This window comes from Paenibacillus catalpae, assembly GCF_900112695.1.
GTDB classification, from domain to species: Bacteria; Bacillota; Bacilli; order Paenibacillales; family Paenibacillaceae; genus Pristimantibacillus; species Pristimantibacillus catalpae.
The window spans coordinates 930,433-945,842 of record NZ_FOMT01000002.1; the positions used below are offsets into that span (position 1 = coordinate 930,433).

At 49.2% G+C, this 15,410-nt stretch carries 11 protein-coding genes; 10 read left to right on the top strand and 1 reads right to left on the bottom strand.

The annotated features are described in order from the left end of the window. Nucleotides 1-15: 15 nt before the first annotated feature. The 8 genes from BM200_RS11915 (at nucleotide 16) to BM200_RS11950 (ending at nucleotide 10,312) form a co-directional block, all read left to right on the top strand. Nucleotides 16-1,911, top strand: a complete 1,896-nt coding sequence (locus tag BM200_RS11915) for a PrkA family serine protein kinase (RefSeq protein WP_091185436.1) — start codon at nucleotides 16-18, stop codon at nucleotides 1,909-1,911. Nucleotides 1,912-2,113: 202 nt separating this feature from the next. Then, on the top strand, nucleotides 2,114-3,115 hold the full coding sequence (locus BM200_RS11920) for a globin-coupled sensor protein (RefSeq protein WP_091185438.1): 1,002 nt from the start codon (nucleotides 2,114-2,116) through the stop codon (nucleotides 3,113-3,115). A 245-nt stretch (nucleotides 3,116-3,360) separates the two neighbouring features. Beyond that, entirely contained in the window at nucleotides 3,361-4,821 is a 1,461-nt protein-coding gene (locus BM200_RS11925; RefSeq protein ID WP_091185441.1) for a circularly permuted type 2 ATP-grasp protein, read from the top strand. 31 nt (nucleotides 4,822-4,852) lie between these two features. Then, nucleotides 4,853-5,848: an alpha-E domain-containing protein gene (locus BM200_RS11930; protein ID WP_091185444.1), complete on the top strand. Its 996-nt coding sequence runs from the start codon at nucleotides 4,853-4,855 to the stop codon at nucleotides 5,846-5,848. Beyond that, nucleotides 5,845-6,732, top strand: coding sequence for a transglutaminase family protein (locus BM200_RS11935; RefSeq protein WP_091185446.1), 888 nt, complete (start codon nucleotides 5,845-5,847; stop codon nucleotides 6,730-6,732). Before BM200_RS11930 ends, BM200_RS11935 begins: the two co-directional genes overlap by 4 nt. 657 nt (nucleotides 6,733-7,389) lie before the next feature. After that, nucleotides 7,390-8,412: an SH3 domain-containing protein gene (locus BM200_RS11940; RefSeq protein ID WP_091185449.1), complete on the top strand. Its 1,023-nt coding sequence runs from the start codon at nucleotides 7,390-7,392 to the stop codon at nucleotides 8,410-8,412. Between the two features lie 425 nt (nucleotides 8,413-8,837). Then, a complete protein-coding gene (locus BM200_RS11945; RefSeq protein WP_091185452.1) occupies nucleotides 8,838-9,617 on the top strand; it encodes a YheC/YheD family protein in 780 nt (259 codons plus the stop codon). 65 nt (nucleotides 9,618-9,682) lie between these two features. Beyond that, entirely contained in the window at nucleotides 9,683-10,312 is a 630-nt protein-coding gene (locus BM200_RS11950) for a restriction endonuclease (protein ID WP_245772982.1), read from the top strand. Between the two features lie 71 nt (nucleotides 10,313-10,383). On the opposite strand, the gene BM200_RS11955 is transcribed toward BM200_RS11950, so the two are convergent. Beyond that, nucleotides 10,384-11,820 carry a SpoVR family protein gene (locus BM200_RS11955; protein WP_091185453.1) on the bottom strand — a complete coding sequence of 479 codons (1,437 nt, stop codon included), beginning with the start codon at nucleotides 11,818-11,820 and terminating at the stop codon, nucleotides 10,384-10,386. 165 nt (nucleotides 11,821-11,985) lie between these two features. On the opposite strand from BM200_RS11955, the gene BM200_RS11960 reads away from it, so the two are divergent. Both BM200_RS11960 and BM200_RS11965 read left to right on the top strand, forming a co-directional pair. After that, nucleotides 11,986-13,764, top strand: coding sequence for a sensor histidine kinase (locus BM200_RS11960; RefSeq protein ID WP_091185455.1), 1,779 nt, complete (start codon nucleotides 11,986-11,988; stop codon nucleotides 13,762-13,764). Next, nucleotides 13,761-15,320, top strand: coding sequence for a response regulator transcription factor (locus tag BM200_RS11965; RefSeq protein WP_091185457.1), 1,560 nt, complete (start codon nucleotides 13,761-13,763; stop codon nucleotides 15,318-15,320). The genes BM200_RS11960 and BM200_RS11965 overlap by 4 nt, the downstream gene beginning before the upstream one ends. Nucleotides 15,321-15,410: the final 90 nt, after the last annotated feature.

Below are 15,410 nucleotides of genomic sequence, written 5' to 3' on the forward strand. Positions count from 1 at the left end.
GGGAGGAGGCACGGCATGGACATTTTCAAGCGAATATCGGAGTATCAGACAGAGAGTGAGAAGCTTGGGTGGACGGGATCTTTCAGAGAATATATCGAATTACTCAGGGAGGACCCGACCCCGGCCATGACTGCGCACGCGCGCGTCTATGAGATGATTGAATCCTTTGGGGTAGAGGACAATAATGGGAGGAAGCGCTACAAGTTCTTCGAACAGGAAATATTTGGTCTCGACCGCGCCGTGGAGAAGCTGGTGGAGGAATACTTCCACTCGGCAGCAAGAAGGCTGGATGTCCGTAAACGGATCCTGCTCCTCATGGGACCGGTCAGCGGTGGTAAATCAACCATTGTGACGATGCTCAAGAAAGGTCTGGAGCGATTCTCCAGAACGGAGCAAGGTGCCGTATACGCCATTAAAGGCTGCCCGATGCATGAAGAGCCGCTTCATTTGATCCCGCATGAACTTCGTCCTGAGATCGAGAAGGAGCTGGGCGTGCGCATTGAAGGCAATCTGTGCCCATCCTGCCAGATGAGGCTTCGGGTGGAATATGACGGGGATATCGAAAATGTCATCGTAGAGCGTGTGCTTGTGTCTGAGGAAAACCGGGTGGGGATTGGTACATTCAGCCCTTCCGATCCGAAGTCGCAGGATATTGCCGACTTGACCGGCAGCATCGACTTCTCGACGATTACAGAGTTTGGCTCGGAATCTGATCCGCGTGCCTATCGGTTCGACGGTGAGCTGAATAAAGCGAACCGGGGCCTGATGGAATTCCAGGAGATGCTCAAATGCGACGAGAAGTTCCTGTGGAACCTGCTCTCGCTGACGCAGGAGGGGAATTTCAAGGCGGGAAGGTTCGCGTTAATCTCGGCGGATGAGCTCATTATCGCCCATACGAATGAATCCGAGTACAAGTCGTTTATCAGTAATAAGAAAAACGAGGCGTTGCAATCCAGGATGATTGTTATGCCGATTCCATACAACCTCAAAGTGTCTGAGGAAGAGAAAATTTATACAAAGCTGATCGGCCAGAGCGATATGAAGCACATTCATATTTCGCCGCATTCCTTGAAATCGGCAGCAATCTTCTCCATACTTACCCGTCTGAAGGAAACGAAGAAGCAAGGCATGGATCTTGTGAAGAAGATGCGCATGTACGATGGTGAAGAGATCGAAGGCTTCAAGGAAGCGGATCTGAAAGAAATGCAGAACGAATATATCGAAGAGGGCATGTCCGGTATTGACCCTCGTTATGTCATTAACCGGATTTCAAGTGCGCTCATCAAACAGGATATGCAGTGTATCAATGCATTGGATGTGCTGCGAGCGCTGAAGGACGGCCTCGACCAGCATCCTTCCATTACGAAGGAGGAGCGGGAGAGGTACCTGAACTTCATCTCGGTGGCGCGCAAGGAGTATGACGGTCTGGCGAAGAAAGAGATTCAAAAAGCATTTGTTTATTCCTTTGAGGAGTCCGCCCGGACTTTATTCGAGAACTATCTCGACAACATTGAATCGTATTGCAACTGGGCCAAAATTAAAGATCCGCTGACCGGCGAAGAGATGGATCCGGATGAGCGCCTGATGCGGTCGATTGAGGAGCAGATCGGTGTATCCGAGAATGCGAAGAAAGCCTTCCGCGAAGAAATTCTGATCCGGATCTCTTCGTATTCGAGGAAAGGGAAGAAGTTCGATTTCACAAGTCACGAAAGGCTGCGCGAGGCGGTAGAGAAGAAGCTGTTCGCCGACCTGAAGGATATTGTGAAAATAACGACTTCAACCAAAACACCGGATGAAAGCCAACTGAAGCGTATTAATGAAGTGACCAAACGGTTGATTGACGAACACGGCTATTGCCCGGTATGTGCCAACGAGCTGCTTAGATATGTCGGAAGCCTTTTGAATCGTTAATAATTGTAACAGTCAAGTGGAAATTATGAAAAGCGGCTGTGCGGGTGTAAACCTGCACGGCCGCTTTTGTTTTTTGCTCTTAAGGCATTTGCTCTTGTCATGAAGAATACAAGTTTCCGTTCAGGCGGATTCCATATTTTCCGATATAATCTATATAAGATAAAAGTTAAGCTTTGAATCTTTTTAGGGGGAGATAAAATCAATGATTCAAGTCACAGAAGAACGCCGCAGGCAGCTGGAGTATACTCGTATAACGGAAGAGGATTTGAAGCGGCTCTTGGATTGCAAGCCGATATTCGAGCAGGTAGTAGAAGAGGTCGTTGACCGCTTCTATGACAGTATCGGGCAGCAGGCGCATCTCATGAACATTATATCGAGCGTAAGCAATATTGAACGTCTGAAGCAGACACAACGCGGCTATTGGTTGTCCCTTGCCTCCGGTGTAATCGACCAGGCGTACATAGAGAACCGGATTACGGTAGGGCTTGTCCATTCCAGAATCGGGCTTACGACTGACTGGTATTTGGGAACTTATATGACATATCTCGACATAGCCGCCGTCGTACTGAAACGTACGGTTCCGGACAATTGGACCTCCATTGTACACTCGTTGTCGAAGATGTTTAATCTGGATTCGCAGTTGGTTCTTGAAGCTTATAACCGTGCCGAGCAGGCTCTGATTCAGGATTTGGCGGATCAAAAATCGGTTATGTTGACGACTATTACGGAATCCGTACAACAGCTGGCCAGCCTTATGACTGAATTGGATCAGGGAGCCCAGTCAATTGCCGAAGCGGCCGTAACCACTTCCCAGTCGCAGGACCGCTCGCATGAGCTGCTTGGCGATCTGCAGGATGAGCTTGCCGGTATTACGGAGATGGGACTGTTAATTCGCGGGATCTCAGACCAGACGCACCTTCTGGGCCTTAATGCGGCGATTGAAGCAGCACGCGCGGGCGAGATGGGTCGGGGCTTTGAGGTTGTTGCCAACGAGGTTCGAAAGCTTGCCGCATCCTCTCGTACGGCACTGGAGACGATTCAAACGAATCTGGATGAGATTCATAAGAAGATCAATCTGGTTCGCGCGGAATCGGAGAAAACATCGGTCGAAGCCCGTAATCAGGCTGCGAGATCCCAGGAGCTTGCCGTATTTGTTCAAACGGTGGATTCCGTAACAAAAGATTTGCGGCAATTGAATACATAACAAGAGAATAGGCATATGATATAAAGCAGGGTTTCTTCGCCAGCGCAGAAGCCCTGCTTTCGTGCTATATAAGTTGACATGAAAATCCAGATCTTGTATGATGAATCTAACAAAAATTTACTTTTATTAAGCATATTAAATATTTTGTGTAAGGTAATCTAACAAATATGTAGCAAGCCAACTATGGTAGACATCATCGCAGGCATCAGGTAAGGTGCTGCACCATCATGGAGGAGGCGGTTGGCATGTCGACGGCCAAACAGTCGCATTCGCATTATTACGATTCGCAATCATTTTACGATGAAATGTTCGATAAAGACTTTTCGGTTCGTCCCCACTATGACAATATCCATCGGTTGTTCACGAGAATGAAGCCGTCGGAATTGACGATGAGGCAGCATGCTCTCAATCAGCGCATGATGGAGGAAGGCATCACCTTTACCCTGTACAGCCCAAACCAAAGCGAGCCTCTTGAAAGAACCATCCCTTTTGATTATATCCCTCGCGTTATCCCCAAACATGAATGGGAAGCAGTGGACCGCGGCGTTCGTCAGCGGACCAAGGCGCTGAATATGTTCATTCACGATATTTATCACGCCCAGCGTATTGTGACCGACGGTGTTATTCCGAGACGAATGATTGTATCCAACGTATATTTCCGTCCAGAAATGATGGGGTTAGACGTTCCAGGAGGAGTTTATATTACGTCCTCCGGCATAGATTTAATTAGAGACGAGAAAGGCCGCTATTTTGTCCTCGAGGATAATCTCCGCTCGCCTTCCGGTTACTCGTATTTATTCAAGGGTCGTACAATCATGAGCGAGCTGTTTCATGATCTATACTTGTCCTCATCCGTTCAGAGCATTGAGCGCAGCTTAAACTATTTCCTTAGTTCTTTGCGTACTCTTGCGCCAAGCGGCAAGAAGGATCCGTTAATTGCGCTTCTTACTCCGGGCTCATTCAACTCGGCTTATTATGAGCACACTTTCCTTGCCCAGCAGCTTGGCATTCATCTGGTAGAAGGCCGCGATCTTGTCTATAAAGATCACAAAATTTATTTGCGCGATATGAGGGGACTTCGTCAGGTTGACGTCATTTACCGCCGGATTGACGATGATTTTCTTGATCCGCTTGCCTTCCAGCCGGACTCGCTGCTAGGCGTTCCGGGGCTGATGAATGCATACCGGGCAGGCAATATTGCGATTGCGAATGCGCCGGGTACCGGTGTTGCCGACGATAAGGCAGTGTATGCTTACGTTCCGGATATGATTCGTTATTATCTCGGGGAGGAGCCTATTCTGCATAACGTGCCGACCTATCTGTTAACCCGGAAGGAAGAGCTGGCTTACGTTCTTGACCATCTGGATCAACTTGTAGTGAAGGAAACTTCTCTCTCCGGCGGTTATGGGATGCTGATCGGTCCTGCAGCTTCGCCGAAAGAGATCAAGGAGTTTGCCGAGGAGATCAAAAAAGACCCGAGCCGTTATATTGCCCAGACCACGATGAAGCTGTCTCGCGCACCGGTAATGGTAGATGGCCGGATGGCTCCCCGCCATATTGATCTGAGGGCGTTTGCGCTTATGGGTGAGGATTCTACGCATGTTATTCCAGGCGGTCTTACTCGCGTTGCACTGCGAGAAGGCTCGCTTGTTGTTAACTCTTCGCAAGGCGGAGGAGTTAAAGATACATGGGTGTTAAATCGTTAACAATTTTCGATCAAGAAACGGAGGTATCGCTGTGCTTAACCGAAACGCTGAAGCGTTGTTTTGGATTGGCCGCTATATGGAACGGGCGGAGAACCATGCGAGATTAATTGATGTCCATTATCACCTGCAGGCAGAAGATGAATTAGGCGTTGAAGCTTGCGGTGAAGACGGCGACAAGAATGAGGTGCCATGCAAATGGACCCGGATTGTAGACGCGCTGGGCAGCAGGGGCTCTTATGAGCAGCAGTACGGCAGCTATACGGAGCAGGATGTTCTTCATTACATCACGCTTGACCGGGATAATGCCAATTCGCTCGTTTCTTGTGTCAGCCATGCGAGGGGGAACCTTCGCACGCTGCGCGAGAAAGTTCCAAGCGAGCTGTGGGACACCGTAAATTCCTTTTACTTATGGCTGCGTGAGAAACAGCCGGAAGACTTGATGAAAGAATCTCCACATCTGTTCTATGGACGGATTAAGGAATGGGCTGCTTTGTTCCAAGGATTATGCCAATCGGTTATGCCGCGCGAGAATGAATGGCATTTCATCGAATGCGGACGATTCCTGGAGCGGGCGGAAAATACCCTTCGGATTATTAAAGCGGTTGGCAATGCCGCTGTCGGCGATGGCTGGAACAATACAGGTGCCTATCCGTACTTGCAGGCTGTACTGAAATCGCTCAGCGGTCATCAGTCCTTCCGACGCTTTTACGCGGACGGCATGTCGGTCGAATCCATTGTGGAGTTCGTCATTCTGAACCAATCGTTCCCGCGTTCCGTTCATTTCTCCTTCCATGCACTTGATGAGCATATGAAGCAGATCGAGCTTACCGATAAGCAGCTCCGCACTGCCCATGACCGTGTTATCCGCCAAGTGGCGAAGGCGAAAGCGGACTTGGCTTGTCTGGAGCGTGATGATATGATTGTCGACCGTAACGGGTCCATCATTGGACATTTGCTGGAGTCGTGCCAGATGCTGGGGCATTCTTTTGCCAAAACCTTTTTTCGTATGGGGGAGGCAAGCGCATGAAGTTAAATATATCTCACGTGACGCAATACGAGTACGAGGGTTCAGCAACGGACAGTGTCAATGAGATCCGGCTGACGCCAAGCACGAATGAACGGCAGTCCTGCTACCAGCAGGCTATCTTTATAGAGCCCAACGCTTCGCTCTTCAGCTATGAAGATTACTTCGGCAACCGGGTACACTCCTTTTCCGTTAATCCGCCTCATAGGCGGCTGACGATCCGGACGCAGATGACGGTCGTTACGAGGCATGCCCCTAGTCCGGAGCAGCAGGCTGCCCTTCTGAACGGGAAGCTGGCCCGGGAGGCATGGGCCTGGCTGGAGACGGAAGAAGCGGCTAACCGCTTTGCAGAGTTTCTGCTGGAGACCCATTATACGAATATAACGGGGGAAGTAAAGCAGTATGCGGATACGTTTGCTCTGAAGGAAGGGCAGGATATCAGCGTGCTTAGCTGGTTGATTTCGTTGTCCGGCAAGATCCGCTCCGAATTTATCTATGACCCGGAAGCTACAACGGTTACCACTAAGGCCAGTGATCTTATTGAACGCAAGCGCGGGGTATGCCAGGATTTCGCCCATCTGATGATTGCTTGCTGCCGGGTTCATCATATTCCTGCCCGCTATGTGAGCGGTTATCATTTTGTAGGCGACCTTCAGGGAGGCAGCGCAGATTTTGAACAGGCATCACATGCCTGGGTGGAAGCGTATGTGCCTCAGCTGGGCTGGTGCAGCTTTGACCCGACGAATGAAGCACCGGTTGGCGAGCGATATGTAAAGCTGGGGCATGGCCGGGATTACAAGGATATCGTTCCTGTAAAAGGCGTGTACCGGGGCAGTGGCGAGCAGAAGCTGAAGGTAACCGTTGACGTACGTAAAATCGAGGACTAATACATGATTAGGGACAAAATAAGGCTGCTTTCCAAGGTTCGGTTATGGGAACCTTGGGAAGCAGCCTTTGTGTTATTCGGCTAACCGAGAAAATAATTAAGCTCGACTTCAACCTCTTCGATGACAACGTCCGTAATCCGCTGATCTCTGGTATATCGCCACTGCTCGTAATATTCCTCTTTCATATAGACATGAACCATAAACCTTGCCCCCACATTAAACATGACCCTGTAACCTGTAAACTTATCTTTGGACAACGGTATCACCTCGGATGTCTTCATTCTCGGTAGAAAGTACTAGAAAAATTATAGTGAAGATAGAGGAAAAATGCTATAAGCATATATCATGCTTTCTTGGGCACTTTTTCCTAAATTTTTTCTCATAATTGGTAACAGAGGAAATCATGTTTAGAGGAATTTCTATCCTGCAATTTTCGCTAAAACAGCCCTGTTATGCGATAGGTGAGTCGTGGTGAAAAGCAATGCTGGCCTAGGTTTGAGCGCGTTTTTTATTAGAACTCGTTCATAAAAATGACTGGTAAAAGATTGAAAATTAGAGGCTTATAAGATTGGTTCTGTCTATCTGAATTGGCACTTTTTGGTCATTGCGGTGAGAGTTGGTATATATTTTAATAGGGGTGGGAGGGATGACAAAAACATGAAAAAGCAACTACTAAGCCTCGCTATTATCGGTTCTTTACTAGGGACAGCCGGCATCGCCAATGCAAGTACAACCTGGACTACGGCAAGCGCAGTAAAGAAATACAATCAGTACATAAACGCAGATAGCTATGTGAAGGATGAGCTCTATAATGTGGCTGATTTTCATTCTAAGTATGGCAGTGAGTCCAACACTCTCGCTTACCAAGTTGTCGAACGGGCAATCTGGTATATGGAAAATGGTTATATGGTTTACGGCAGCGGTTCAGATGCTTATGGCAAATACGGTTACGAGGATTGCTCGGGCTTTGCGCGTTTTGTGTTTGGAGATTTTGGTTTCAATGTTACAGGCACATCCGCCAATTATAATACCGTCGGTACAAAAGTGGCCGGTGTCAGCAAGCAAAAGGTTAATGGCAAATGGAAGCTTACCGGGATTGAAAACCTGAAGCTTGGAGATATTCTGACATGGCAGGAAACAGATCATATTATGCACGTTGCCATTTATATGGGAACCAATCGTAATGGTCAGCCCGTCGTCATTGGAACACGCTCGGATGGCAATCCGACAGCGCTTGGTACGGTTGACGGATGGGAATATTGGTGGGGCGAGAACTTCAAGGAAGCCCGCCGCGTAATCCCTGCAGCCGGATTTACCGGCATGGCAGGCAAAACGATTAAAGCGCCTACGATTCCACAATCCTATGTGCTTCCGCCGCAGAAGCAGATTCCGGCATGGAATGGCCCTGGCCATTCAAACGGCGGAGGAACAACGCCAACCCCGGATCCGACACCGTCGAATCCATCAAATGAGAAGACTACATATGTGGTGACGGTAAAAGGCTGGGTCAGCCTGAAGTCGGCTGCCAGCTCTAGTTCTTCTACCGTTGGCAGACTGGAGCTTGGTCAAAAAGCTGAGCTGATTAAAAAGGCGAACAGCTACTGGTACCAGGTGAAGGTAAACGGAAAGACAGCCTATATCACGACAAGCAGTACTTATACGAAGACGGTAACGCAATAGAGCTTTAGGTTGGGTGGGAACTCACATTCCAACAAGGAGGCTCATGCCTGGATGAGTATAACTCGCGATAAACTTGGTGCTTTGGGAAGGGCAATCTTGGACCGTGAGGGAAACTCTTTTAAGCGTGAGCCTGATTGTTAGGTGTGGCGCTCGTTGAGAGCGGACGAAGGGGATAACAAGCGATATTTCGTGCAAAAAGGGCTGTTCTCCATGTGAGAGCAGCCCTTTTTGTCATTCACCTTCTTATTTGTCAGACAGTAATGTTCGAATCCGGTTATCCACGATACTGAGGTCCCAGGTTTAATAGAATACATGATCACCGTCATTACGCCCGGTATTTAGTTGCAGTTGTATGCAGGCCTATCCACATCAGCACAAGTGGCGGAAGGCTTCGGCTCATACAATGGGATTGGAGGGTGAGTTCCATGTATGATAAAAAGTATAACAGCCGCAGTATTTACGGGAAGCTTAAGGTGTGCCGGTATATGAATTCGCATAAAACTTTGAAAAAGCTTGTCCCTCATACCGTATCTTTCAGCCGGGAGCATATGAAATCGATGCTGGAGAGCCACTCGTCCGTCTATGTTAAGCCGGATACGGGCTCGCAGGGGATGGGGATTTTCAAAGTAAAGAAATCGAAAGGCTCAGGTTATACGGTCAAGCATATCGTGAAAAAGAAGCAATTAAGCCGCCATTTGAGTTCGGCATCAGCGGTCTACGATCATATAAACAAGAAGTCGGACAAAAAGCTTATCATCCAGAAGGGCATCACACTGGACCGGGTAAACGGCAGAGCCTACGATATCCGGGTAATGGTGCAGCGTAAGCCGGGCGGAAATTGGACGGTGAACGGTTATTCGGTTAAGGTAGGCGCTCCCAAAAAGATCGTTACGAATTATTATCAGGGCGGCAAGCTGTATACGATGGAGAAGCTCGGGAAAGAGCAGGGCAAGTCGGCGGAAACGACCTCGAAGAGGAAGGCCGATCTGAAGTCGAAGTCGTTAAAGATTGCAAAGCATCTTAGTACTAAACGCAAAGGGATGCATGAGCTTGGCATTGATTTTGCGTATGACAAGAAGCAGCACCTTTGGGTTATCGAAGTCAACTCGAATCACCCGCAGTTTTACCCGATAAAGTGGCTTGATCCCGCGGCTTACAAGAAAATGAAAGAGTTTGCGAGAAGTTATGGCAGGAAGGACGCTTAGGGGAAGGGCCGCATAAGCGGCTCTTTTTTTATATTATAGAAGATTGGAAGAGGCTTAAATTGGCCATGATGGTACGTAAAAAGATTGAAGGTGCTTGCTTCTTGGAAATGGCTAATGTGCTGTTAAGCTTGTCCGTCGTGGTGATATTCTACCTCGTGTACTTATATTTCAAGCAAAAGAAGCTGTTGGAAAGAATTCAAATGAGCGCGGTTGAAGCCTTCGCTTCTCATAATGAAATGAAGGAAACGCTTCGTATAGGCTTGTACAACCGTTTCAGGAGAGAGCCGGATTTGGATAAAGACGACGATCCCCTGTTGTTTGAGCATTTTGTAGCCAGGATTATGACAACTGTACGGGGCGGCAGTACCAACGTGACCAGAAGCTCAGGGGATTACGGTATTGATCTGGAAGAGCACTCGGATAAGGGACTATATTTGGGACAGGTCAAATGTTATAACGACATGAATCCCGTTGGTTATGAGCCGATTGCAATTGTCCATTCTCAGATGATTAAGCAGGGAGCCATAGGCGGATATGTTGTAACGACATCCAGATTTACTTCCAATGCAATTGCATATTCGGAGGGTTTAAATATTGAGCTCATTAATGGAAACCAATTGGTCGAGCTGTGGCTGCAGCATTTAGAGATGAAGCGGGAGCATTTTGCAGAGTTAACCCCTATTGTAGTCATGTAATTCGATATCAAAAAGACCGGGAGGCAGCAGCCCATGCTGTGCTTCCCGGTCTTTCGCATGCACAACTACAATTAGACAAACTTCCGGCTGGTCTTCTTCCCGTCGCAGCTGAAGACGATCTTTTTATCCTCAACAACGGTTTCCAGATGAACATTCTTGCCCCACAGCTGTACAACGTATGGGAGGGTGCGCTCCACATATTTGAGGTCAAGCTCGGTGCCTTCATAGTTATGCTTCAGGTACAGCTCGCCGATCCGGTTGAAGTCGCCGTCGGTGACGGTGATGCTCGGGAAGCCGCCGTTTACCTTGGAGTACACAAGCTGCTCGCGGATATTTTCCCATGATTTATCGGTAATTTTCCATTCCGGGCCTTTCTTCTCGAAGATGTACAGGTCAAGCTCATCGACCAGTTTTTTGGTCAAGAAGTTGCGGAGGAAGGAGATATCCGAATCGAATTCGCGGACCTCGAATATTTTCTCCCGGCCTCTGCCCGGCACACGTCCGAATCTGACCTGTTCCTCTTTCGTTGGATTATCCCAACGCTTCTCAATATCCTCGAAGATCTTAAGCCCGAGATAATACGGGTTAAGGCTATTCCGTGAAGGAATAACAACGGAGGAGTTCAGCTTGGCGAACTCTATCGTCTCGTCGCTTGTGAGCGGCAGCTCGCGAATGATGCGCTGATGCCAATACGAAGCCCAGCCTTCGTTCATAATCTTCGTCTCGATCTGCGGCCAGAAGTAGAGCATCTCGTCGCGCAGCATGGACATAATATCGCGCTGCCATGGCTCAAGCTTCGGCGAGAATTCCTCGATGAACCAGATTAAGTCCTTCTCCGGCTCCGGCGGGAACTGAGTAACAGCGGGACCTGACGCGCCATCGGAATCCTCGGTAACCTCAAGAGACCATAAGTCTTCATATTCGGTCACGGCTGTTTGCTTCGATGAACGGGCTTTTTCCTTCGTCAGCAGTTCAATATACCGGCTCTTATCCAGCTGATAGGGCTTGATAATGGTAGGGTCAACATGCTCTTGAATAGCCAGAACGGCGTCAATAAACTTCTCGACGGCCTCCGTGCCGTGATCCATCTCATATTGATGAATGCGGTCGGCTGTGGCGGACATGCTCTCGACCATATTGCGGTTCGTTGCGCCGAAACGGGCATTGTTCTTGAAGAAATCGCAGTGGGCCAAGACGTGGGCGACAATGAGCTTATTCTGAATCAGCGAATTGCCCTCGAGCAGGAAGGCATAACACGGGTTCGAGTTAATAACAAGCTCGTATATTTTACTTAGACCGAAGTCGTATTGCATCTTCATTTTGTTGAAAGTCTTGCCAAAGCTCCAGTGGCTGAAGCGCGTCGGCATCCCGTAGGCGCCGAAGGTGTAAATGATGTCCGCTGGACAAATCTCATAACGCATAGGGTAAAAATCGAGCCCGAAGCCTTGTGCGATTTCTGTAATTTCATCAATGGCGCGTTCTAGTGCACGGATCTCATCCTGGTTCATTCCGCTATCCCCCCGTACTTGATAAATACCGTTCATACCATATGTATGCCGCCGCCGCGCTTGGATATGCCCTGCCGGTTCATGTAATCTCCTATTTATTTATTCAAAGAATTCGTTTATGATTTCCCTAATCATTAACGATAGGACCGGGAGGATGCAGCAAACATGGACAAGCGGATGAGAACGTTCATGCCTTTTACGTACAAAATGATGATTTCCTACTTGCTGCTTGTCTTGATCACGGACGCTGTCATTGGCTATTTCTCGTATACGATGCTGGTGCAGTCCCGTACGGAGATGGCGGAGACAAATATTAAGACAGCGATGAAGCAGACGGAAAATAACCTCAGCTACCAGCTGGATGAGATTCAGCGGATGTCGGATACGTTGTTCGGGAGCTTATCCTTCCAAAGAGCTTTGCAGAAGAAGGGGGACCCGTTCCAAACCTATCTGACGATGCTCGATGAGATCGTTCCGCAGATCCAGGCGCCTCTGCATTTGTACGGCAATCATATCCGGCTGCTTGTCTATACGACAAACGGATACCTCAATGAGGTTGACGGCGACAGCATGTACGAGGAAATTAAGGACAGCGACTATTATATTTTGCCGTACAGCGAGATTACGAATAAGTCGTGGTTTAACGATATCAAGGATTCGGACCGCGATAATATTTGGCTGCAGGTCGACACGGATCAAAGCCTCGACAATATCTCGCATTTCCGGAAGCTGGTCTCTTATAACGATTACAAGACGATTATCGGTTACGTACGGATTACGACGAGAATGGATGATTTGTTAGGTGATTTTAAAGCGTTTCCAACCGAGGAAGGGCTTGTTCTGCGGCTTGTAGATACAAGTACGAATACCGTTTTGTATCAAAGGGGCGATAATCGGCAGACGGACGGGGCTGAAACAGCGGATGCCATGACGTATGAGGATAATGCAACGTATCTCGTGATGCATAATGCGATTCCGAACACCGGGCTGATGATAGAGACGCTTGTCCCGCACACGTATCTGAGCAAAGATGCAGCCAAGCTGCGCGGCGTTATTTTCTCCGTCTGCCTGATCAGCTTTCTTGTCATGTCGTTCATCGGATTCCTGGTTGCAAGATTGTCCGGGCGGAAAATGAGGCGTATTGTCTCGTTCCTCCGCTCCTTCCAGCAGGGAAGCTTTCAGAAACGGCTCCGCTTCAGCGGTAATGACGAGTTTGTTCATATCGCGGGGGCCTTTAACGATATGGCGGAGAACATCCAGGACTTGATCAAGAGGGTGTACGTCGAAGGCATTCAGAAGAAACAAGCGGAGCTGGAAGCGCTGCAGGCGCAGATTAATCCGCATTTCCTGTACAACACCTTGTCGACGATAGGCAGCCTTGCGAATTTGTCGGAGACCGAGAAGGTGACGGGCATGGTTGAAGGGCTGGCAAAGTTTTACCGGCTGACGCTTAATGACGGCCATGTGTTTATCCCGCTGGCGAAGGAGCTGGAGCAGGTAGAAGCTTATCTGGATATCCAGCGCATAAAATATGCGGGCAAATTTGATGTTCATATCGATATGGAGCGGGAGCTTGCGGACTGCAAGGTTATTAAGCTGATCCTGCAGCCTTTTGTGGAGAACATCTTTAAGCATGCCTGGTTTGGCAGCCATATTGCCATTCGGATCAGCGGCAGAGTCGCAGGGAATAAGGTCGAGCTGAAAGTGATTGATACAGGCATCGGAATGAAGCCGGATGCTCTCAAATCCGTTATGGCGCAGCCGGGTCATGCCGGAGGCTACGGAATTCGCAACGTGGATGACCGCATCAAACTGCGGTATGGCGATGAATACGGCATTGAGATCGGAAGCGTGTTTGGCGGCGGAACAACGGTACGGATTGTGCTGCCTATCGACCGGGAAGACAACTTGCAGGAGGAAGAGCAAAGGAGACATCTGGCATGATTACAGTGTTACTGGTTGATGACGAAGCGATTGATCTGGAGTGGATGCGGCGCAGGGTGACGGGCAGTACGCTGCCCCTGCAGGTCGTGGGTACGGCAAGCAGCGGCTTTGAAGCGTTAAAGCTGATGGAGGAGGAACGGATTGACGTGATTTTATCCGATATCCGGATGCCGATCATGTCGGGGACAGAGTTCGCGCGGAAAGCGAAGGAGCTTAACCCGCATGTGCAGATCGTCTTTATAAGCGGGCATGAGGATTTCAGCTATGCGAAGGAAGCGATTCAGATGAACGCCTCGGGCTACCTGCTCAAGCCGGTAAAGGATCAGGAGCTGCATGATATGCTGGAAACGGTATATACGCAGGTGACGAACGAGCGCAAGCGGCATTCGATTGTGACGGAGGCCCTCACCCTTGTAAACCGGGAGCTGCTGCTGCGATGGCTGGCGGATGCTTCGGAGGAGCATGAACGGGAGCATATAGCGCCATTCCTGACCTCGCTTCTGCAATATGGCGCAGCTGCTGCCGTTATCGAGATTGATGATGTAGAATGGAAAATCCCCGAGCAGGAGCGGCGCAGCCAAATCCGCAGCATCTCCTCCTTCATCGAGCAGTTCGTGAGCGATCACAATGGAGGCACGGTGCTTGTCAGCCATGACCAGAGGATTGTCATTCTCTCTCCCATCTCGGATGACCGCTTCACTTCCATGCTGGAGGAGCTTGTAGGGGCAGTCGGCCAGAGCTTCCCGGTTACGATTACAGCAGGGGCCGGCAGCTCTGCGCGGGATACGGAGGAGCTGCGCGAATCCTACCGGCAGGCGCAAGCTGCCCTTAGCGCGAAATGGCTGCTTGGAAAGAACCGGCTGATTAAAGATGTATCCGGTACGGCAAGAGAAGATAAGCTGGAACCAAATGTGGAAGAAAATGTGGAACAGATGCTTGCCGCCATACTGGACTATGATCTGGTAGCGATTGATGACCGGCTGCTGAAGCTGTTCGACAAGAACGAAAGCGTATCCCAGAAGCAATATGCGTATGACCTTATTATCCGGGTAACGTCGAAGCTGCATGCCGATCTGCTGCAGCAGAGCGAGAATCTGTATGAGCTGCTGAAGTGGGATGCGCAGAAGGCGGCCGTCCTGTTCCAGTTCGAGACGATTGATGATATTTTGTCATGGCTTCGGAGAAGGTTCTTCGAGCTGTCGGAGCTGCTCTATGTCAAGCGTCAGAAGCAGAAGCGCAAGCTGTTCGACAACATTATGGCGTTTGTAGACGAGCGGCTCGAGCAGAAGATTACGCTGAAGGAAGTGGCGGCGTTTTTTGATTTTACGCCGAATTATTTAAGCACCTTGTTCAAGGAAGAGACGGGCATTCTGTTCAGCGACTGGCTGAACGAGCGGCGGATGGACCGGGTGAAGGAGCTGCTTGCCGATCCTTGCCTGAAGGTGTATGAGATAGCAGAGCGTGTCGGTTATAAGAACATCATTTATTTCAACCGGCAGTTCAAGCAGTTTACCGGCATGACGCCGGGCGAATACCGGAAAAAGCATAAAATCTAGTCCGTTTGACCTTCATGAATAAGCCTGCGGCCTCTTTTCCGGGTCAGCAGGCTTTCTTTTTTACTCCGCGTATAAACGAAACTTTTTATT